The organism is Pseudomonas sp. JUb52 (assembly GCF_004341115.1).
GTDB lineage: Bacteria > Pseudomonadota > Gammaproteobacteria > Pseudomonadales > Pseudomonadaceae > Chryseomonas > Chryseomonas oryzihabitans.
This window is the reverse complement of record NZ_SLYS01000008.1, coordinates 128,587-149,406: the sequence shown is the minus strand read 5'-3', so window position 1 is coordinate 149,406 and position 20,820 is coordinate 128,587. Positions and strand designations below refer to the sequence as shown.

Genomic DNA, 20,820 nt, shown 5'->3' with positions numbered 1-20,820 from the left:
TGGCAAGACCGGGACCAGACACGATCCCTGTCAGGAGCGTAGCACCCGCCCAGTGCTGTCCAGATGACGCCTGGGTGTCATCTTCGGCTTTTGCTGGGCAGGTCACGGCCGTCATCCCGGACGCCCTCACATTTCGTAGCGATCGAGTTCCCGGGTGATCAGCAGGCGCTGGATTTCACTGGAGCCTTCGTAGATCTGGGTGATGCGGATGTCGCGGTAGTACTGCTCCACCGGGTAGTCCTCCAGGTAGCCGTAGCCGCCATGAATCTGGATGGCCTTGGAGCACACCCATTCGCCCGTCTCGGTGGCGAACAGCTTGGCCTGGGAGGCTTCGCTCAGACAGGGCTGGCCCGCCGTGCGCAGTCGCGCCGCATGCAGGATCAGCAGCCGCGCGGCATTGAGGCGCGTATGCATGTCCGCCAGCATGTTGGCGATGCTCTGGTGCTGGATGATCGCCTTGTCGAACTGGATGCGCTCGCGGGCATAGCCGAGCGCCGCTTCGAAGGCCGCGCGGGCGATCCCCAGCGCCTGGGCGGCGATGCCGATGCGGCCGCCTTCCAGGTTGGACAGGGCGATGGCCAGCCCCTTGCCGCGCTCGCCCAGCAGGTTGGCCGCCGGGATGCGGCAGTTGTCCAGGGTGACCGCGCAGGTGTCGGAGGCGCGCAGGCCCATCTTGTGCTCGGTGCGCTCGACGCGAAAGCCGGGGGTGTCGGTAGGCACCAGAAAGGCCGACAGGCCCTTCTTGCCCAGCTCCGGATCGGTCACCGCGAAGACGATGGCCAGGCCCGCGCGGCGACCGTTGCTGACGAATTGCTTGCTGCCATTGAGCACCCAGCTGTCACCGTCGAGTACCGCCCGGGTGCGCAGGTTGTGCGCCTCGGAGCCGGCCTGGGGTTCGGTCAGGCAGAAGCAACCGATGACCTTGCCGGCGGCCAGGTCAGGCAGCCAGCGGTCCTGCTGTGCGGCACTGCCGTAGCGTAGCAGCGGGCCGCAACCCACCGAGCTGTGGATGCTCATCAGGGCGCCGAGGCTGCCGTCGCCGGCGGAGATCTCTTCCACCGCCAGGGCATAGGCGACGTAATCCAGGTAGGTGCCGCCCCATTGCTCGGGCACCACCATGCCCAGCAGGCCTAGTTCACCCAGCTGGGCGACCACGGCGTCGTCGATCCACTCGGCCTTTTCCCAGGCGCGGGCGTGGGGCGCGACCTCGCGGCGGGCGAAGTCACGCGCCAGGTCGCGGATCATGCGTTGTTCTTCGGTGAGTTCGATGTCGTGCATGGGGGCCTCCCTCAGGAATGGCGAAAATCGGCGAAAAAGGCGGCGACGCGGCGGGGATCCAGGTCCTGCCAGCGGGCCGGATTCCAGTGCGGCGTGCGGTCCTTGTCCACCAGCATGGCGCGCACCCCCTCGACGATCTCGCCCTTTTCGAACCAGCGGCGATCCAGGTGCAGCTCCAGGGCGAAGCACTGTTCCAGCGACAGCCCGCCGCCCTGGCGCAGCAACTCCAGGGCAGTGGCGACCGCCAGCGGCGAACGGGCGTCCAGGGTGGCGAGGGTCTCCTGCGCCCAGTCGCGATAGGCGGGGCGCTGCTCCGCCTCCAGGCTGGCGCGCAGCTCCTCGACGGTGGCCGCCGCAAAGTGCTCGGCGATGGCCGGGCGCAGATCGGTCAGGCGCGCGGCTTCGGCCGGCGCCGCGGCGAATTCCTGCAGCAGGGCGGCCAGGTCGGTGGGGCCCTGGGCAGTGGCTGCCTCCAGGCGCTGCAGCAGGTCGGCGTTAGCCGCTTCGGGAATGAAGACATCGGCCAGGCCGGCGGCCAGGGCATCGGCCGGACCGATCTGAACGCCGGTCAGGCCCAGATAGAGACCCAGGTGGTCGGGCAGGCGCGGCAGGAAATGGCTGGCGCCGACATCGGGGAAATAGCCAATGGCGGTTTCCGGCATGGCCATGCGGGTGCGCTCGCTGACGATCCGCAGCCGCGCCGCCTGCACCAGGCCCATGCCGCCGCCCAGCACCAGCCCCTGGGCCAGGGCCAGCACCGGCTTGGGATAGCGGTGCAGCGCCAGGTCGAGGGCGTATTCCTCGGTGAAGAAGGTCAGGTGCAGGTCATCGCCGCGCTGGTAGCTGTCGTACAGCGCCCGCACATCGCCGCCGGCGCAGAAGGCCTTGGGCCCGTTGCCGCGGAGCACGATCACCCGCACGCCCGGGTCCTGCTCCCACTCGCGCAGCGCCCCATGCAGGGCGCGCACCATGTCCAGATCCAGGGCATTGAGCCCGGCCGGGCGATCAAGGGTCAGGTAGCCGACCCCGCCGCGTCTTTCCAACAGCACCTTGGCGTCGCTCATGCACCGTCCTCGTCCAGGTAGTCCTGGATGATGGCCGAGAAATCCAGCCCGCCGCCACCCGCGCGGCTGAATCTCTGGTAGAGCTGTTGCGCCACTGCGCCGAGGATCACCGGCTGCTGCACGGCGCGCGCTGCCTCGGTGGCGAGGCCCAGGTCCTTGAGCATGAGGTCGGCGGCGAAGCCGCCCTGGTAGCCGCGCGAGGCCGGCGCCTGGGGCAGTACGTCCGGATAGGGGTTGTTGACCTCCGAACTCCAGCAGCGCCCGCTGCTGGTATTGATCACTCCGGCCAGGGTCTTGGCGTCCATGCCCAGGCGGGTGCCCAGGGCCATGGCCTCGGCCACCCCAATCATGGAGATGCCCAGCAGCAGGTTGTTGGCCACCTTGGCCACCTGGCCGTTGCCGCTGGCGCCGCAGTGCACCAGGTTGCGGCCCATGGCGGCCAATAGTGGCTGGGCGCGCTGGAAGCCGGCTTCGCTGCCGCCGACCATGAAGGTGAGGGTGCCCGCCGCGGCGCCGCCGGTGCCGCCGGAGACCGGTGCGTCCAGCAATTCCAGACCGCGCTCGGCGGCGGCGCTGGCCACCGCCCGGGCGCTGAGCGGATCGATGGTGGAGGAATCGATCAGCAGGGTGCCCGGCCGGGCCCGAGCGATCAGCCCGTCGTCGCCCAGATAAACCGTCTTCACATGGGCAGCCGCGGGCAGCATGGTGATGATCACTTCCGCGCCGCTCTCGGCGACGGCGGTGGGCGAGGCGGCGACCTCGGCGCCTTCGGCGCGCAGCGCTTCGAGGGCGGCGGTGGAAAGGTCATAGACGGTCAGCTGATGGCCGGCCTTGAGCAGGTTGCGGGCCATGGGCGCGCCCATGTTGCCCAGTCCCAGAAATCCCAGATGCATGCTGGCGTCTCCCTTACTTGAGGGTGATGGTGGTGTTGACGACCCCGGCGCTGCCGACGTCCTGCTCGTCGGGCCAGCGCGTGGTGATGGTCTTGGTCTGGGTATAGAAGAGCACCGCCTGCTTGCCATAGGGCCCCAGGTCGCCCAGCTTGGAGGCGCGCGAACCGCTGAAGGAGAACAGCGGCACCGGCACCGGGATGGGCACGTTGATGCCGACCTGGCCGACGTCGATGTCTTCCTGGAAGCGCCGCGCCGCGGCGCCGGAGCGCGTGAAGAGGGCGACGCCGTTGCCATTGGGGTTGGCGTTGATCAGGGCGATGGCCTCGTCGAGGGTGGCCGCGTGCATCACGCAGAGCACCGGTCCGAACAGCTCTTCGCGATACAGGGTCATGTCGGTGGTCACCCCGGAGAACAGCGTCGGGCCGACGAAGTTGCCCTTCTCGTAGCGCTCGACCTGGATGTTGCGACCGTCCAGCTCCAGGGTCGCGCCTTCGCTCACCCCGCGCTCGATCAGGCCGCTGACCCGGTCCAGCGCTTGGCAGGAGATCAGCGGGCCGACGTCGGTGCCGTGCTCGTGACCCGCACCCACCCTGAGGCTGCGCGCCTTGGCCACCAGATCCGGCACCCAGCTGTTGGCTTCGCCCACCAGTACCACCACCGAAACCGCCATGCAGCGCTGACCGGCCGCGCCGAAGGCGGCGCCCACCAGGTTGGCCAGGGTCTGCTCGCGGGGCGCGTCGGGCATCACCACCGCGTGATTCTTGGCGCCCATCATGCACTGGACGCGCTTGCCGGCTTCGCTGGCGCGGCGATAGACGTGGGTGCCCACGCGGGTGGAGCCGACAAAGGACAGCGCCTTGATGTCCGGATGATCGCAGAGGGCGTCCACCACCGCCGGTCCGCCATGGACCACGTTGAGCACCCCGGGCGGCACCCCGGCTTCCAGCGCCAGCTCGGCCAGGCGCATGGTCACCAGCGGATCCTGCTCCGACGGCTTGAGGACAAAGGTGTTGCCGCAGGCGATGGCCATGGGAAACATCCACAGCGGAATCATCGCCGGGAAGTTGAAGGGGGTGATGCCGGCGCACACGCCCAGGGGTTGCAGCAGGGTATAGGTGTCCACCCCGCTGGCGACATTGTTGGCCAGTTCGCCCAGCTGCAGGTTGCCGATGGCCGCGGCGTGCTCCACCACCTCCAGGCCGCGGAAGACATCGCCCTCGGCGTCGGCCAGAGTCTTGCCCTGTTCGGCGGTGAGCAGCGCGGCCAGTTCGCTCATGTGCTCGCGGATCAGCTGCTGATAGCGCAGGAAGATGCGCGCCCGGGCACCGATGGGCGTCTTGCGCCAGGTGGCGAAGGCCGCCTTGGCACTGGCGACGGCGCGCTGTACCTCCTCGGCGGTGGCGAAGGGCACCCGCGCCAGCACCTCCTGGGTCGCCGGATTGATCACCTCGCGGCTTTCGCGGCTGGTGGAGGTGACGAACTGGCCGTCGATCAGCAGCGGCACGTCTTTGATGGCGGTCTGGGTCATGACAGGGATTCCTGAGCGGTGGCCGGGGTGGCCGGGGCAGGGTGGGCGGCGAAGTCTTCTTCGGCGTAGTCGTGGAGGTCGGCGGTGCCGCCGGCGCGGCGCTGGGCCTCGCCGAGGCGCAATTCGATGCGGCGGATCTTGCCGGACAGGGTCTTGGGCAATTCGCTGACGAATTGCAGGCGGCGCACCCGCTTGTAGGGCGACAGGCAGCCGCGGGCGAAGCCGAGCAGCTCCTGCGCGAGTTCAGGCGAAGGCGAATGGCCGGCGGCCAGGATGACGAAGGCCTTGGGCACATTGAGGCGCAGGGGGTCGGGGCTGGGCACCACCGCCACCTCCATCACCGCCGGGTGCTCGATCAAGGCGCTCTCCAGTTCGAAGGGGCTGATGCGGTAGTCCGCCGACTTGAAGACGTCATCGGCGCGGCCGACGAAGGTGATGTAGCCCTCGGCGTCGCGCACCGCGGTATCGCCGGTGCGGTAATGGCCGTCGCGCATCACCTCGGCGGTCTTTTCCGGGCTGTCTTCGTAGCCCAGCATCAGCCCGGCCGGCCGTGGTTGCAGGGACAGGGCCACCTCGCCGTCGTCGCCCGGCCGGCCATCGGCATCCAGCAGCGCGATGTGACACCCGGGCAGCGGGCGCCCCATGGAGCCCGGCTTGAGCGGCTGTCCGGGGGTGTTGCCCACCAGGGCGGTGGTTTCCGACTGGCCGAAGCCGTCTCTCAGGATCAGCCCCCAGGCCGCCTGCAGGCTGTCGATGATCTCGGGATTGAGCGGTTCGCCCGCGCCGACCAGCTCGCGCAGCTGCAGGCGCTCGCGATAGGCGGCGAGATCCTCCTGGATCAGCATCCGCCACACCGTGGGCGGCGCGCAGAGGCTGGTGACCGGATAGCGCGCCAGCACCTCCAGCAGCGCCTGGGGCTTGAAGCGCGGCACGTCATGGATGAACACGCAGGCGCCGGCGTTCCAGGGCGCGAAGACGCAACTCCAGGCATGCTTGGCCCAGCCGGGGGACGAGATGTTGAGGTGCACATCGCCCGGTTGCAGACCGATCCAATACAGGGTGGACAGGTGCCCGACCGGATAGCTGCTGTGACTGTGCAGCACCAGCTTGGGCCGCGAGGTGGTCCCCGAGGTGAAGTAGAGCAGCAGCGGATCCGTGGCGAGGGTCGGGCCATCCGGCAGGAAGTCGCTGGCACAGGCGGCCGGCGCATAGGGTTGCCAGCCGGCCACCGGCGCCCCAACGCAGATGCGGGTGAGGCCGGCATCCAGACTGGCGCAACGCTCCGTGTGGGCGCTGCCCACCACCAGGTGGGCGATCCGCCCGCGCTGCACCCGATCCTGCAGATCGGCATCGCTGAGCAGAGTGGTGGCGGGCACCACCACGGCGCCCAGCTTGAAGGCGCCAAGCAGCGTCTCCCACAGCGCCACTTCGTTGCCCAGCATCACCAGGATGCGTTCGCCGCGGCGCACACCCTGGGCGCGCAGGAAATTGGCGGTGCGATTCGACGCCTGGCGCAACTCGGCGAAGCTGTAGCGCTCTTCCCGGCCCTCGGCGTCGAGGCGCCACAGCGCCGGACCGGCATGCTCCTCGGCCAGGCGATCGAAATGGTCCAGCGCCCAGTTGAACTGTTCCAGTTGCGGCCAGCGGAAATCGCGGACGGCGGTGGCGTAGTCGGTGCGATGGCGCAGCAGGAAGTCCCGCGCTTCGCGAAAGGCGTCGCCGGCCGTCATGAGCGATACCCCGCGGCCTGCAGGGGCGGGAGGGAAGGGCAGCGTCCGGCCTGGCGCCGGGATGGGGCGTGAGGGTGGGTCATGGTGGCCTGCTCGTTATTGTTGTTGGCTAGCAGAGGTTCGCGCCATCACCGCTCGTGACGCGACCTGGTAAGCAGTATAGTTCCGGCAAAAGTCTCCTGGCTTCCGACAAAAACGCCCGACCGATATGCAAAAATCCAATAACCCGGCTGCGCGTCTCGACTGGGACGACCTCAGATTCTTTCTCGAAGTGGCGCGCACCCAGAAGGGCAGTGCGGCCGCCCGGCGGCTGGGGGTCGACTACACCACCGTGTCGCGGCGGATCGCCGCCCTGGAAAAGGCGCTGGGCGCGCTGCTGTTCGAGAAGTCGCGCAGCACCGGCTTCAGCCTCACCATGGAAGGGCAGCGTCTGCTGGTGCACGCGGAAACCCTGGAGAGCACCCTGCAGACCGCCTGCGAGCAGATCTCCGATACCCGGCTGGCGCCTTCCGGCCAGGTGCGCATCGGCGCCACCGAAGGCTTCGGCAGCTACTTCGTCGCGCCCCAGCTGAGTTTCTTCCAGGATCGCTATCCGGGCATCACCCTGGAGGTGCTGCCGGTGCCGCACTTCGTCAATCTGTCACGCCGCGAAGCCGATATCGCCATCACCCTGGAGCGGCCCGAGCGCGGGCCCTATGTCTGCCGCAAGCTCTGCGACTACCGCCTGCGGCTCTATGCCACCGCCGACTACCTGGCCAGCCATCCGCCCATCGCGCAACTGGCCGATCTGCAGCACCACCGATTCATCACCTACGTCGACGATCTCGCCTTCAGCCCCGAGCTGCTCTATCTGGAGCGGATCCTGCCCGAGGCTAGCAGCGGCCTGCGCAGCACCAGCGTGATCGCCCAGTACCAGGCGGCCCTGTGCGGGCACGCCCTGGCGATCCTGCCGTGCTTTGTCGCCGAGCCCGATCCGCGGCTGGTGGCGCTGCTGCCGGAGCAGATCCAGATCACCCGGCAATTCTGGCTCTATTACCGCGAAGACCTGCGCCGCCTGCGGCGCATCACCCTGGTGACCGACTACCTGCGCGCCTGCACCGACGCCAATCGCGACTTCCTGCTGGGTGAAACCCGCACGCCAGTGCTGGGCTGGCCGACGCCCTGAAGCCCGTTGCCGATCGGTGCGGCACCCCGGGACCCGGCTGGGGTCTCAGAGCTGTCGGTCGTCCGTCGACGGCCTCCAGTGAACAGATGGGAACGGCAATGGAACGATATCAGGCATTGAGTCAGGCGCTGAGCAAGGCGGCCGAGCGGGAAGAAGCCTATTGGCAGGGACTGGAGCGCCGCCTGCATGAATTGCCGGATTGCTTCACCCGCTACCTGGGCCTCACCCCGGCCGATCAGGTGGATGCCGGGCTGGGCCTGGAAAAGCGCGTGGATGGCAATATCGTGCGCGAACTGGAGGTCTATGCCCGCTATGACCTCACGGTGATCGTCGATGACCTCGCTGGCACGCCCCAGACCTTCGCCATCGGCCTGTCCTTCTTCTATACCAACGACCACTTCGTGCTCAAGGAGCGCGAGGGCGAATTCTCCGTCGCCCTCGAACCCCAGGACGATCCCGACCGCTTCTGGGCCGAAGGCTGCCGCGAGATCTACGACTCCTTGGCGCGCCGCATCCGCGGCAAGACCCTGCCGGCCATCGAGTAACCCGTAGGCGCCTGCCGTTAGACCGGCGTGACCAGGCGTCCCTCGGCGAAATAGCGCTCCACGTTGGCCAGCACCAGGTCGGCCATGGCCTGGCGGGTCTCGTGGGTGCCGCTGCCGAGGTGTGGGGTGAGCACCACGTTGTCCAGCGCCAGCAGTGCCGCGGGCACCTCGGGCTCCTCGGCAAAGACATCCAGGCCGGCGCCACCCAGGCTGCCGGCCTGCAAGGCGGCCACCAGGGCGAGCTCGTCGACCACGCTGCCGCGGGCGATATTGATGAGATAGCCGTGCGGTCCCAGGGCGGCAAGGATCCGGGCGTCGACCAGCTTGTCGGTGGCCGGTCCGCCGGGCAGCGACAGGACGAGGAAATCCGCCGCCTCCGCCAAGTCTTCCAGCTCGGCGTGATAACGATAGGGGACGTCCGGCTGCGGTTGGCGTCCGTGATAGGCCACCTCCATGCCGAAAGCTTCTGCCCGCCGGGCGATGCTCTTGCCGATGTTGCCCAGGCCGACGATGCCGCAGGTCTTGCCGGCCAGGCGCGAGGTCAACGGAAACTTGCCCTGCCGCCAATCGCCGCGGCGCACGAAACGATCCGCGGCGCTGATGCCCCGTGCCACGTCGATCAGCAGGGCGAAGGCGGTATCGGCGACGCAGTCGTCCAGCACGCCAGGCGTGTTGCTCACCACCACGCCTAGATCCCGTGCCGCGGCGATGTCGATGCTGTCGTAGCCCACCCCGAAGCTGAACACCGCCTGCAGGCCGGGCAGGGCGCTCATCAACTCGCGTGTCGCACCGTGCACGCCGGAGGTGACCAGGGCCACCACGTCCCGCCCACGCGCGGCGAGCAGGGCGGCCTGATCGGGTGCTTCCCAGAGCCGCAGCACCTCATGGCGTGAATTCAGGGCGTCCTGCAGGGCAGGCAACAGCGGACCTACCTGCAGCAGCAGCGGACGTTCGTTCTGTTCAGGCATATCTAGACTCCTTGAAGAGGCAGGGGCGGCGAATCCGCCCCTGAAGGGGGAGGGCCTAGCCCAGCAGCTGCAGGCCGAGCTGGATCGCGACCCAGATCGCCAGCAGGGTGGCAAAGCCCAGCGCCAGGTTTTCGAACCAGTTGTTGCGGTACTTGTCGCCCAGCAGCGACTTCTGGTTGGACATGATCAGCAGACCCAGGGAGATCACCGGCAGGCCGACGATGTTGAGGGCATTCACGCCGATGGTCAGGGTCACGAAGTCGGGCATGCCCGGCAGCGACCACACCAGCGGCGTCACCAGGATGAAGAGCAGGAACCACTTGTGCGCCGGGTCCTTGTGAAAGGTCTTGCCATAGCGTTCGCGGCGCTCCGGACGGATGTGTTGCAGGGCGTCGGTGATCAGCATGGGAAAGGCGGTGGTCTTGCCCACCACGCTGGCGAACAGGGTGGCGAAGACCCCGGTGAAGAAGATCAGCCAGCCGCCGGCGCCAAAGAACAGCTCCAGGGCCGCGCCCAGGTCACTCAGGGTGTTCACCTGCAACCCATTGGGTCTGAGGATCTCCACCCCGACCACCCAGATCGCCAGGTTGATGACGATGCCGACCACCACCGCGAAGAGCAGGTCGTTGCGCTGGATGCGCTTGTGTTCCGGGCCGGTCCAGCCCTTTTCCTTCATCACATAGGGATGCACGAAGTTGGCGATGGAGCCGGCCACGGCGCCGATCACCGATACGGCGACCAGCAGGGCGCCGTGCACGCCTTCGTCCGGCGGAATGCTGAAGCCAATGGTGCCGCGCAGGATGCCGCCCAGGTCCGGACCCGACATCACCGCCAGGGTGATGAACGCCAGCGTCATGACCGCCAGCAGCAGTTTCATCACGCCCTCGATCAGCGCATAGAAATTGCGGCCCACCAGCAGCCAGACCGCGATCACCACCGCCGCCGAGCAGAGCAGCGGCTGGTCGAGGTGGAGCAGGGTGGCCAGGGCTTCGCCCGCGCCCTTGAGCATATAGGCATTGGTCAGGTGCCCCATGATCAGCGCATAGCCGAGCATGAACCAGGCGAACGCCGGGTGCAGCTGGGCATAGCCTTCCAGGATCGACATGCCGCGGTTATTGCACAGCTGGAAGCGGGCAATGATGTTGACGATGAGAAAGCGCAGCAGCAGGGACACCGCCAGCACCCACATCATGGCGTAGCCGTAGTTGGCGCCCGCCACCGAGGAGGTGATGAGGTCCCCGGCGCCCAGCCAGGACAGCACCGCGATGATGCCGGGGCCCAGCAGCTTCGCCAGGCGGCGCAGGCCGGAGCCTTGCGCCTTGTTCAGGGTTACGGATTTTTCGACGGAACCGGATCGCTCCATGGGGGCGGCTCTCCTAACGATTGTTGTTGTTGTGAATGGGCCGCAGGCGGCCTTTTCGTTAGCTTGCCCTCTGGGTTTAGCACTACATACGACGTCGTACAACTTTAAGCGGACGACAAAATGTTGCCTTCCTCGGGCTCGGCCGGGCTCGCTTCGGTGGCACCCGTACGCACCGCTGGATCAAGCCAGGTGACTTCGCCTGAGACTGTCTCTAGAATGGTCGCCCTTGATTCTGGGGGGTCGGAGTGCCGGCCTGTTCTTGTGCCACGAGGAATATCCATGCAAGTTTCCGTTGAAAACACCTCTGCTCTCGAGCGTCGCATGACCATTGGCGTGCCGGCCGAGCGTATTGAAACCGAAGTGAACAAGCGTCTGCAGCAGACTGCACGGCGTGCCAAGGTTCCCGGTTTCCGCCCGGGCAAGGTACCCATGAGCGTCATCCGCCAGCGCTACGAAGCCTCGGCTCGTCAGGAAGCCTTGGGTGATCTCATTCAGGAAACCTTCTACGAAGCCGTTGTCGAGCAGAAGCTCAACCCGGCCGGCGCACCCGCCGTCGAACCCAAGGTGTTCGAAAAGGGCAAGGACCTGGAATACGTCGCCACCTTCGAAGTCTTCCCCGAGTTCGAAGTGAAGGGCCTGGACGGCATCGAGATCGAGCGTCAGGACGCAAGCGTCGAAGACGCCGACATCGACAAGATGCTCGACGTGCTGCGCAAGCAGGGCACCCGCTACGAAGCCGTTGACCGCGCTGCCGCCAACGACGACCAGGTCACCATCGACTTCGTCGGCACCCAGGACGGCGAAGCCTTCGCTGGCGGTTCCGCCGAAGGCACCAAGCTGGTGCTGGGTTCGGGCCGCATGATCCCCGGTTTCGAAGACGGTCTGGTCGGCGCCAAGGCCGGTGACGAGCGCGTGCTCGACTTGACCTTCCCCGAGGACTACCAGAACCTGGATCTGGCCGGCAAGGCCGCCCAGTTCAAGGTCACCGTCAAGGAAGTGGCCGCGCCCGAGCTGCCCGAGCTGAACGAAGCCTTCTTCAAGCAGTTCGGTGTGGAAGAGACCACCGTCGAAGGTTTCCGCGCCGAAGTGCGCAAGAACATGGAGCGCGAGCTGCGCCAGGCCCTCAAGACCAAGGTCAAGAACCAGGTCATGGACGGTCTGCTGGCTGCCAACCAGATCGATGTCCCGGCTGCCCTGATCAGCAACGAAGTGGATCGTCTGCGCGTGCAGGCCGTCCAGCAGTTCGGCGGCAACATCCAGCCCGAGCAGCTGCCGGCCGAGCTGTTCAGCGAGCAGGCCAAGCGCCGCGTGCTGCTGGGTCTGATCATCGCCGAGATGGTCAAGCAGTTCGAGCTCAAGCCCGATGACGCCCGCGTTCGCGAGCTGATCGAAGAGATGGCGGCGGCCTACCAGGAGCCCGAGCAGGTAGTGAAGTGGTACTACCAGAACGAGCAGCAGCTGAACGAAGTGCGTTCGGTTGTACTGGAAGAACAAGTCGTGGATACTGTCCTCAAGCAGGCAAAAGTCACCGACAAGCAGGTCTCCTACGAGGACGCGGTCAAACCGGCCGAGGCTCCGCAAGCAGCCTGATCTGCCTCCAGTTGCTAGTTCACATAAGCCAGCCTCGTGCTGGCTTATGTGTTTTTGACAGGTCATCCAGATAGGGAGCTAGTGCAGGACATGTCCCGCAATTCATACATGCAATCCATGCCCGATATTCAAGCCGCTGGCGGTCTGGTACCCATGGTGGTGGAGCAATCCGCCCGGGGCGAGCGCGCTTACGACATCTACTCCCGGCTGCTCAAGGAGCGGGTCATCTTCCTGGTCGGCCAGGTCGAGGACTACATGGCCAACCTGGTCGTCGCCCAGCTGCTGTTCCTGGAAGCGGAGAATCCTGACAAGGACATCCACCTCTATATCAACAGCCCGGGTGGTTCGGTGACCGCCGGCATGTCGATCTACGACACCATGCAGTTCATCAAGCCCGACGTTTCCACCATCTGCATCGGCCAGGCCTGCAGCATGGGCGCCCTGCTGCTGGCAGGTGGCGCCGCCGAGAAGCGTTTCTGCCTGCCGCACTCGCGGATGATGATTCATCAGCCCCTGGGCGGTTTCCAGGGTCAGGCCTCGGACATCGAAATTCACGCCCGTGAAATTCTGACCATCCGCGAGCGTCTGAATAAGGTGCTGGCGCATCACACCGGTCAGCCGATGGACGTGATCGCCCGCGATACCGACCGTGACAACTTCATGAGTGGCCCCGAAGCCGTCGCCTACGGCCTGATCGACAAGGTCCTCGAGAAGCGCAACATCCCCGCCTGACCCCGCCTCGACCACCTGCCCAGGCGCCGGTCGTTTGGGCAGGTAGGCTTGAAAAACCGTGCAATAGGCTCCATCTTGTTGATGTAAGCACATTCCATTGGATCGATCGAATGACAGATACGCGCAATAGCGACGATAACGGCAAGCTGCTTTACTGCTCCTTCTGCGGCAAGAGTCAGCACGAAGTACGTAAATTGATCGCTGGACCCTCCGTCTTCATCTGCGACGAATGCGTCGACCTGTGCAATGACATCATCCGCGAGGAAGTCCAGGAAGCTCAGGCCGAAAGCAATGCGCACAAGCTGCCAGCGCCGAAGGAAATCAGCGCCATCCTCGACCAGTATGTCATTGGTCAGCAGCGTGCCAAGCGGGTCCTCGCCGTTGCCGTCTACAACCATTACAAGCGTCTGAATCAGCGCGAGAAGAAAGACGACGTCGAACTGGGCAAGAGCAACATCCTGCTCATCGGTCCGACCGGTTCGGGCAAGACCCTGCTGGCGGAAACGCTGGCGCGCCTGCTTAACGTACCTTTCACCATCGCCGATGCCACCACTCTGACCGAAGCCGGTTACGTGGGTGAAGACGTAGAGAACATCATTCAGAAGCTCCTGCAGAAGTGCGACTACGATGTGGAAAAGGCCCAGATGGGCATTGTCTACATCGACGAGATCGACAAGATCTCGCGCAAGTCCGACAACCCCTCCATCACCCGTGACGTCTCGGGCGAGGGCGTGCAGCAGGCGCTGCTGAAGTTGATCGAAGGTACCGTGGCGTCGGTTCCGCCCCAGGGTGGCCGCAAGCATCCCCAGCAGGAATTCCTGCAGGTGGATACCCGCAACATCCTGTTCATCTGCGGCGGCGCCTTCGCTGGCCTGGAAAAGGTCATCCAGAACCGTTCCACCAAGGGTGGCGGCATCGGCTTCAATGCCGAGGTGCGCAGCCAGGAACTGGGCAAGAAGATCGGCGAATCCCTGCGTGACGCCGAGCCCGAGGATCTGGTCAAGTTCGGTCTGATCCCCGAGTTCGTCGGTCGTCTGCCGGTCATTGCGACCCTGGACGAGCTGGACGAGCCGGCACTCATGCAAATCCTGACCGAGCCGAAGAACGCCCTGACCAAGCAGTACGCCAAGTTGTTCGAGATGGAAGACGTGGATCTGGAATTCCGTCCCGACGCGCTCAAGGCGGTTGCCCGCAAGGCGCTGGAGCGCAAGACCGGTGCCCGGGGTCTGAGATCCATCCTCGAAGGCATCCTGCTCGAGACCATGTACGAGATTCCTTCGCAGAAGGAAGTCAGCAAGGTGGTCATCGACGAGAGCGTCATCGACGGGAGTTCCCAGCCGCTGCTCATCTACGAGAACAGCGAGCCCGCCAAGGCGGCGCCAGACGCGTGACAAAAGGGGCTTCGGCCCCTTTTTCATTTCAGCGACGGTTGTATTTTGCGGCGCCCAACCTCATGTTAGAGAAAACCGAGGCCTTAACCGCATCTGCGGCCGATTATTTGCCGAGACCCGTATCCCATGACTACGACGATAGAACTTCCCCTGCTGCCCCTACGTGACGTAGTGGTCTATCCCCACATGGTCATCCCATTGTTCGTCGGAAGGGAAAAGTCCGTCGAGGCCCTCGAGGCCGCCATGGCTGGCGACAAGCAGATCCTGCTGGTCGCGCAGAAGAATCCCGGCGATGACGATCCCGCCGCGGATGACATGTTTCACATGGGTACGGTCGCCACCGTTCTCCAGCTGCTCAAGTTGCCCGACGGCACCGTCAAGGTCCTGGTCGAGGGCGAGCAGCGTGGCCGTATCGAGTCCTTCGTCGAGAACCAGGCCTATGCCCGTGCCCTGGTCACCCTGATCGAGGACAGCGAAGCCCCGGATCGTGAATCCGAGGTGTTCTCGCGCAGCCTGATGAGCCAGTTCGAGCAATACGTGCAACTCGGCAAGAAGGTCCCCGCCGAGGTGCTGTCTTCGCTCAACAGCATCGAAGACCCCAGCCGCCTGGTCGATACCATGGCCGCGCACATGGCGCTGAAGATCGAGCAGAAGCAGGAGATCCTCGAGATCACTGAGCTGGGCGCCCGTGTCGAGCACGTGCTGGCCCTGCTGGATGCGGAAATCGACCTGCTGCAGGTGGAAAAGCGCATCCGTGGTCGCGTCAAGAAGCAGATGGAGCGCAGCCAGCGCGAGTACTACCTCAACGAACAGATGAAGGCCATCCAGAAGGAACTGGGCGACATCGATGAAGGGCACAACGAGGTCGATGACCTCAAGCGTCGCATCGAGGCCGCCGGTCTGCCCAAGGATGCCCTCGCCAAGGCCAACGCCGAGCTGAACAAGCTCAAGCAGATGTCGCCCATGTCGGCCGAAGCCACCGTGGTGCGCTCCTACATCGACTGGCTGGTTAACGTGCCGTGGCAGGCCGAGAGCAAGGTCCGTCTGGACCTGGGCCGCGCTGAGGAAGTCCTCGACAAGGACCACTACGGTCTCGAGGAAGTGAAAGAGCGCATCCTCGAATACCTCGCCGTGCAGAAGCGCGTGAAGAAGGTGCGGGGCCCGGTGCTGTGCCTGGTCGGTCCGCCCGGCGTGGGCAAGACCTCGCTGGCCGAGTCCATCGCCCGTTCCACCGGTCGCAAGTTCGTGCGTATGGCCCTGGGTGGCGTACGTGACGAAGCCGAGATCCGTGGTCACCGCCGCACCTACATCGGCTCCATGCCGGGTCGTCTGATCCAGAAGATGACCAAGGTCGGGGTGCGCAATCCGCTGTTCCTGCTCGATGAAATCGACAAGATGGGCAACGACATGCGTGGCGATCCCGCCTCCGCACTGCTCGAGGTTCTGGATCCGGAACAGAACCACACCTTCAACGACCATTACCTCGAGGTGGACTACGACCTCTCCGACGTGATGTTCGTCTGCACCGCCAACTCCATGAACATTCCGGCGCCGCTGTTGGACCGCATGGAAGTCATTCGGCTGCCCGGCTATACCGAGGACGAGAAGGTCAACATCGCTACCCGCTACCTGATTCCCAAGCAGGTCAAGGCCAACGGCCTGAAGAAGGGCGAGGTGGAATTCGATGAAGCGGCCCTGCGCGACATCATCCGCTACTACACCCGTGAGGCGGGCGTGCGGAGTCTGGAGCGTCAGGTGGCCAAGGTCTGCCGCAAGGTGGTCAAGCAGCACGCCCTGAGCAAGGAGCGTACCGCCAGCGTCACCGTGGACACCCTGGAGCACTGGCTGGGCGTCCGCAAGTTCCGCTACGGTCTGGCCGAGCAGCAGGATCAGATCGGTCAGGTCACCGGCCTGGCCTGGACCCAGGTGGGTGGCGAATTGCTGACCATCGAGTCCGCCGTGGTCCCCGGCAAGGGTCAGATGATCAAGACCGGTTCGCTGGGCGACGTGATGGCCGAGTCCATCACCGCGGCCCTGACCGTGGTCCGCAGCCGTGGTCGCAGTCTGGGTATCCCCAGGGACTTCCACGAGAAGCACGACATCCATATCCACGTTCCCGAAGGCGCCACGCCCAAGGACGGTCCGAGTGCCGGTATCGGCATGTGCACGGCGCTGGTGTCGGCGGCCACTCGCATTCCGGTACGCGCCGACGTGGCCATGACCGGCGAGATCACCCTGCGTGGTCAGGTGCTGGCCATCGGCGGCCTCAAGGAAAAGCTGCTCGCAGCCCACCGCGGCGGCATCCGTACCGTGATCATTCCGGAAGAAAACGTCCGGGATCTGCGGGACATTCCGGACAACATCAAGGCCGACTTGCAGATCAAGCCGGTCAAATGGATTGACGAGGTCTTGGAGGTTGCGCTGCAATACACGCCGGAGCCGCTTCCGGACGATGGTCCGGAGCTCGTCAGCAAGGACGAGAAGCGGGATCAGGAAGGCAAGGAGCGCGTCAGTACCCACTGACGGCGCCCCTGGGCTTGATGGGCGGGCCGCCAGCTGAAGCTGCTGGTGTTCCGCCGTCCTGCTGGATGCAAGGTCCTTGATCGACGAAAAGGCGCATCTCGAGATGCGCCTTTTCGCTATTTGCTATTCGACGATTTCGCCATGGCCGGTCCGGCCACAGCTCGTGGGGGGAACATGCTACAAAACATCAGGGACCGTTCGCAGGGATGGATTGCCAAAGTCATCATCGGATTCATCATCCTGCTGATGGCACTGACCGGCTTCGAAGCGATCATCCGCGCCACGGGTCACCAGGGCGCCGTCGCGCTGGTCAACGGCGACGAGATCAAGCAGACGGAGCTGGCCCAGGCCGTGGAAATGCAGCGTCGCCAGCTGCAGCAGCAACTGGGGCAGGGGTTCGATCCGTCCACCTTGGATGACCGTCTGCTGCGCGAATCCGCGCTCAAGGCACTGATCGACAAGCAACTGCTGCTGCAGAGCGCCAAGGCCGATCGCTTCGCCTTCTCCGAGCAGGCACTGGATCAGCTGATCCTCAATACCCCCGAATTCCAGACCGAAGGGCGTTTCGATCCGCAGCGCTTCGATCAGGCCGTTCGCCAGATGAACTACAACCGCCTGCAATTCCGCGATCTCCTGCGCGACGAGATGCTGATCGGTCAGCTGCGCGCCGGCATCGTCGGCAGCAACTTCGTCACCGATGCCGATATCGAGGCCTTTGCGGCCCTCGAACGGCAGACCCGTGACTTCGCCCTGCGTACCGTCAAGGCCTCGCCGGCCGGCATCACGCCGACCCAGGACGAGATCCAGGCCTACTACGACAGCCACAAGAACGCCTTCATGACCCCCGAGCAGGTGGTCATCGAGTACGTCGAGCTGAAGAAGGATGCCTTCCTGGCCAAGGCCAAGGTCGACGAAAGCCGCCTGCAGGCCGCCTACAAATCCGAGATCGCCAATCTGTCGGAGCAGCGTGACGCCGCCCATATCCTCATCGAGGTCAATGACAAGCAGAACGACGAGCAGGCCAAGGCCAAGATCCAGCAGATCCAGGAACGCCTGAAGAAGGGCGAGGACTTCGCCAAGCTGGCCAAGGAGTTCTCCCAGGACCCGGGCTCGGCGGCCAATGGCGGTGACCTCGGCTTCGCCGGTCGCGGCGTCTATGATCCGGCCTTCGAAGAGGCGCTCTATGCGCTGGCACCGCAGCAGGTGTCGGCTCCGGTGCGCACCAGCTTTGGCTGGCACCTGATCAAGCTGCAGGGCGTACAGGCACCGGAAGTGCCCACCCTGGCCAGCGTCCGGCCGCGTCTGGAACAGCAGCTCAAGGCGGAAGATGCCGATCGCCTGTTCGTGGAAGCGGGCCGCAAGCTGGAAAGCTCCGCCTATGAGTCCTCCGACCTGGGCCAGCCGGCCCAGGAGCTGGGCCTGCAGGTCAAGACCAGCGCGCCCTTCGGTCGTGAAGGCGGCGAGGGGTTGACCGCCAACCGCCAGGTGATCGAGGCGGCCTTCAGCGAAGACGTCCTGCGCAACGGGGCCAACAGCACCGCGCTGCAACTGGATCCGGAGACCCTGGTGGTGATCCGTGACAAGGAGCACCGCACGCCGCAGCTGCAACCTCTGGATGCGGTCAGGAAGGAGATCGTTACCCGCCTGACCCAGGAGAAGGCCGCAGCCGTGGCCAAGCAGGCGGGTGAGCAGCAGCTCAAGACCCTGCGCGACGGTGGCAAGGCCGTGGCGGGCGACTGGCGTACCGTCGAAGCCGCCACCCGCAACCAGGAGGGTGTCGATCCCCAGGTGTTGCAGGCGGCCTTCCGCATGGCCAAGCCGGAAGGCGACAAGCCGTCCTATGCCGGTATCAGTCTGCAGAACGGTGACTTCGTCCTGATCCGGCTGCAGGGTGTCGGGGTGCCCAAGGAGGCTCTGAGTGCCGAGGACAAGGCGTTGTATCGTCGCTACCTCGCCTCGCGCGCCGGCCAGGTCGATTTCGCCGCCTACCGTCGGGCCCTGGATGCCAAGGCCGAGATCAAGCATCTCTGATACGAAAAAAAGCCCGGGAAACCGGGCTTTTTCTTGGGAGGCCGTAACGCGGTCAGGTCTCGCGGGGGACGTCCTCAGGAGGAGGGCGGAGCCGCGGGCGTTACTGAACCAGTTCCTGCTCGTCGAACAGGCCGTCGAAGAGCATCGTCGACAGATAGCGCTCACCGGAATCCGGCAGGATGACCACGATGGTCTTGCCCTGCATCTCCGGCGTCTCGGCCAGCCGGACCGCGGCCGCCATGGCGGCGCCGCAGGAGATGCCACAGAGAATGCCTTCCTCGCGCATCAGGCGCTGGGCCATCAACTTGGCCTGCTCATCGCTCACCTGCTCGACGCGATCGACCATGGCGAGGTCCAGGTTGCCGGGTACGAAGCCGGCGCCGATGCCCTGGATCTTGTGCGGGTTGGGCTTCACCTCGGCACCGGCCAGGGTCTGGCTGATGACCGGCGAGGTTTCCGGCTCCACGGCGACCGAGAGGATCGGCTTGCCCTTGGTGTTCTTGATGAAGCGGGAGATGCCGGTCAGGGTACCGCCGGTACCGACGCCGGCCACCAGCACGTCGATGGCGCCATCGGTGTCGTTCCAGATCTCGGGGCCGGTGGTTTTTTCATGGATGGCCGGGTTGGCCGGGTTGTCGAATTGCTGCGGCATGAAATAGCGATCGGGCTCGCTCTCGGCGATCTCCCGCGCCTTCTCGATGGCGCCCTTCATGCCCTTGGCCGGCTCGGTCAGCACCAGCTCCGCGCCCAGCGCCTTGAGCACCTTGCGCCGCTCCAGGCTCATGGAGGCCGGCATGGTCAGCACCAGGCGATAGCCACGGGCGGCGGCGACATAGGCCAGGCCGATGCCGGTATTGCCCGAGGTGGGCTCTACCAGACTCATGCCGGGCTTGAGCAGCCCCTTGGCTTCGGCGTCCCAGATCAGGTTGGCACCGATACGGCATTTGACCGAATAGCCCGGATTGCGTCCCTCGATCTTGGCGAGCAGGGTGACGCCCTTGGGACCGAGGCGATTGATGTAGACCAGCGGCGTGTTGCCGATGGACTGGGCGTTGTCAGCGAAGATGCGGCTCATGGCGGATCCTGTACGGCGCGGAAAACTCGCAGCCTAGGCCTTGCGTCCGATGGCGTCCAGCCCAGGCGCGGCGTGCTATCGTCAGGCGAAACAGCTGCCGAGGATCAGTGATGGCCTTTCAGGGTACCGAGCGTTATGTAGCCACGGCCGAACTCAGTCTGGCGGTCAATGCCGCCATCCAGCTGGGGCGTCCGCTGCTGGTGAAGGGCGAGCCGGGCACCGGCAAGACGCTGCTGGCCGAGCAGGTGGCCGAGAGCCAGGGGGCGCGGCTGATCACCTGGCACGTCAAGTCCACCACCAAGGCGCAGCAAGGCCTCTATGAGTACGACGCGGTGAGTCGCCTGCGCGATTCCCAGCTGGGGGATCCCCGGGTGCAGGAAGTGGCGAACTACATCAAGCCGGGCAAGCTGTGGGATGCCTTCACCGCCGAGGATCCGGTGGTGCTGCTGATCGACGAGATCGACAAGGCCGACATCGAGTTTCCCAACGACCTGCTGCTGGAACTCGATCGCATGGAATTCCACGTCTACGAGACCGGCGAGACCATTCGTGCCCAGCGGCGACCCGTCATCATCATCACCTCCAACAACGAAAAGGAACTGCCGGACGCCTTTCTGCGCCGCTGCTTCTTTCACTTCATCCGCTTTCCCGAGCGCGACACCCTCGAGCGTATCGTCCAGGTGCACTTTCCCGATCTCCAGGGGCGTCTGGTCAAGGAGGCGCTGGATCTCTTCCTCGACCTGCGCAGCGTGCCGGGGCTGAAGAAGAAGCCCTCCACCTCGGAGCTGGTGGACTGGCTGGCGCTGTTGCTGGGCGATGAGGCGGCGCAGCGGGCGCTGCACGGCGAGGGCGGTCTGCCGCCCCTGGCAGGTGCCCTGGTGAAGAACGAACAGGATCTGCAGTTGCTCGAACGCCAGGCCTTCATGCGCCGGCGGCGGAGCTGA

General features: G+C 65.4%; 16 protein-coding genes. 8 read left to right on the top strand and 8 right to left on the bottom strand.

Annotated features, from left to right (window positions below; all coding sequences use genetic code 11):
* Nucleotides 1–126 precede the first annotated feature (126 nt).
* The 5 genes from EC839_RS15075 to EC839_RS15055 are packed head-to-tail and all read right to left on the bottom strand — an operon-like array spanning nucleotide 127 to nucleotide 6,493.
* Nucleotides 127–1,278 (bottom strand): acyl-CoA dehydrogenase family protein, encoded by a 1,152-nt coding sequence (locus EC839_RS15075; RefSeq protein WP_007162212.1) that lies wholly within the window; start codon nucleotides 1,276–1,278, stop codon nucleotides 127–129.
* An 11-nt stretch (nucleotides 1,279–1,289) separates the two neighbouring features.
* Nucleotides 1,290–2,342 carry an enoyl-CoA hydratase/isomerase family protein gene (locus EC839_RS15070; RefSeq protein WP_007162213.1) on the bottom strand — a complete coding sequence of 351 codons (1,053 nt, stop codon included), beginning with the start codon at nucleotides 2,340–2,342 and terminating at the stop codon, nucleotides 1,290–1,292.
* Nucleotides 2,339–3,235: a 3-hydroxyisobutyrate dehydrogenase gene (gene mmsB, locus EC839_RS15065; protein WP_007162214.1), complete on the bottom strand. Its 897-nt coding sequence runs from the start codon at nucleotides 3,233–3,235 to the stop codon at nucleotides 2,339–2,341. The genes EC839_RS15070 and mmsB overlap by 4 nt, the downstream gene beginning before the upstream one ends.
* Nucleotides 3,236–3,248: 13 nt before the next feature.
* Complete coding sequence (locus EC839_RS15060; protein WP_007162215.1) at nucleotides 3,249–4,763, bottom strand: CoA-acylating methylmalonate-semialdehyde dehydrogenase; 1,515 nt, start codon at nucleotides 4,761–4,763, stop codon at nucleotides 3,249–3,251.
* Nucleotides 4,760–6,493: an AMP-binding protein gene (locus tag EC839_RS15055; protein ID WP_007162216.1), complete on the bottom strand. Its 1,734-nt coding sequence runs from the start codon at nucleotides 6,491–6,493 to the stop codon at nucleotides 4,760–4,762. The genes EC839_RS15060 and EC839_RS15055 overlap by 4 nt, the downstream gene beginning before the upstream one ends.
* 208 nt (nucleotides 6,494–6,701) lie before the next feature.
* On the opposite strand from EC839_RS15055, the gene EC839_RS15050 reads away from it, so the two are divergent.
* Entirely contained in the window at nucleotides 6,702–7,658 is a 957-nt protein-coding gene (locus EC839_RS15050) for a LysR family transcriptional regulator (protein WP_007162217.1), read from the top strand.
* A gap of 98 nt (nucleotides 7,659–7,756) precedes the next feature.
* Nucleotides 7,757–8,203: a hypothetical protein gene (locus EC839_RS15045; RefSeq protein WP_169742432.1), complete on the top strand. Its 447-nt coding sequence runs from the start codon at nucleotides 7,757–7,759 to the stop codon at nucleotides 8,201–8,203.
* 17 nt (nucleotides 8,204–8,220) lie between these two features.
* Here the strand turns inward: EC839_RS15045 and EC839_RS15040 are convergent, their stop codons facing one another.
* Both EC839_RS15040 and EC839_RS15035 read right to left on the bottom strand, forming a co-directional pair.
* Entirely contained in the window at nucleotides 8,221–9,171 is a 951-nt protein-coding gene (locus EC839_RS15040; RefSeq protein ID WP_007162219.1) for a 2-hydroxyacid dehydrogenase, read from the bottom strand.
* Nucleotides 9,172–9,226: 55 nt separating this feature from the next.
* Nucleotides 9,227–10,534: an Nramp family divalent metal transporter gene (locus EC839_RS15035; RefSeq protein ID WP_007162220.1), complete on the bottom strand. Its 1,308-nt coding sequence runs from the start codon at nucleotides 10,532–10,534 to the stop codon at nucleotides 9,227–9,229.
* 279 nt (nucleotides 10,535–10,813) lie between these two features.
* On the opposite strand from EC839_RS15035, the gene tig reads away from it, so the two are divergent.
* The 5 genes from tig (at nucleotide 10,814) to EC839_RS15010 (ending at nucleotide 18,801) form a co-directional block, all read left to right on the top strand.
* Nucleotides 10,814–12,124 carry a trigger factor gene (gene tig / locus EC839_RS15030; protein WP_007162221.1) on the top strand — a complete coding sequence of 437 codons (1,311 nt, stop codon included), beginning with the start codon at nucleotides 10,814–10,816 and terminating at the stop codon, nucleotides 12,122–12,124.
* A 90-nt stretch (nucleotides 12,125–12,214) separates the two neighbouring features.
* Nucleotides 12,215–12,856: an ATP-dependent Clp endopeptidase proteolytic subunit ClpP gene (clpP, locus tag EC839_RS15025; RefSeq protein ID WP_007162222.1), complete on the top strand. Its 642-nt coding sequence runs from the start codon at nucleotides 12,215–12,217 to the stop codon at nucleotides 12,854–12,856.
* A 110-nt stretch (nucleotides 12,857–12,966) separates the two neighbouring features.
* Nucleotides 12,967–14,247: an ATP-dependent Clp protease ATP-binding subunit ClpX gene (gene clpX, locus EC839_RS15020; RefSeq protein WP_007162223.1), complete on the top strand. Its 1,281-nt coding sequence runs from the start codon at nucleotides 12,967–12,969 to the stop codon at nucleotides 14,245–14,247.
* 126 nt (nucleotides 14,248–14,373) lie between these two features.
* Nucleotides 14,374–16,770, top strand: coding sequence for an endopeptidase La (gene lon, locus EC839_RS15015; RefSeq protein ID WP_007162224.1), 2,397 nt, complete (start codon nucleotides 14,374–14,376; stop codon nucleotides 16,768–16,770).
* 174 nt (nucleotides 16,771–16,944) lie between these two features.
* Entirely contained in the window at nucleotides 16,945–18,801 is a 1,857-nt protein-coding gene (locus tag EC839_RS15010) for a SurA N-terminal domain-containing protein (protein WP_007162225.1), read from the top strand.
* A gap of 100 nt (nucleotides 18,802–18,901) precedes the next feature.
* On the opposite strand, the gene cysK is transcribed toward EC839_RS15010, so the two are convergent.
* A complete protein-coding gene (cysK, locus tag EC839_RS15005; RefSeq protein ID WP_007162226.1) occupies nucleotides 18,902–19,876 on the bottom strand; it encodes a cysteine synthase A in 975 nt (324 codons plus the stop codon).
* 110 nt (nucleotides 19,877–19,986) lie between these two features.
* Between cysK and EC839_RS15000 the strand changes: the two genes are divergently transcribed.
* Nucleotides 19,987–20,820 carry a MoxR family ATPase gene (locus tag EC839_RS15000; RefSeq protein WP_007162227.1) on the top strand — a complete coding sequence of 278 codons (834 nt, stop codon included), beginning with the start codon at nucleotides 19,987–19,989 and terminating at the stop codon, nucleotides 20,818–20,820.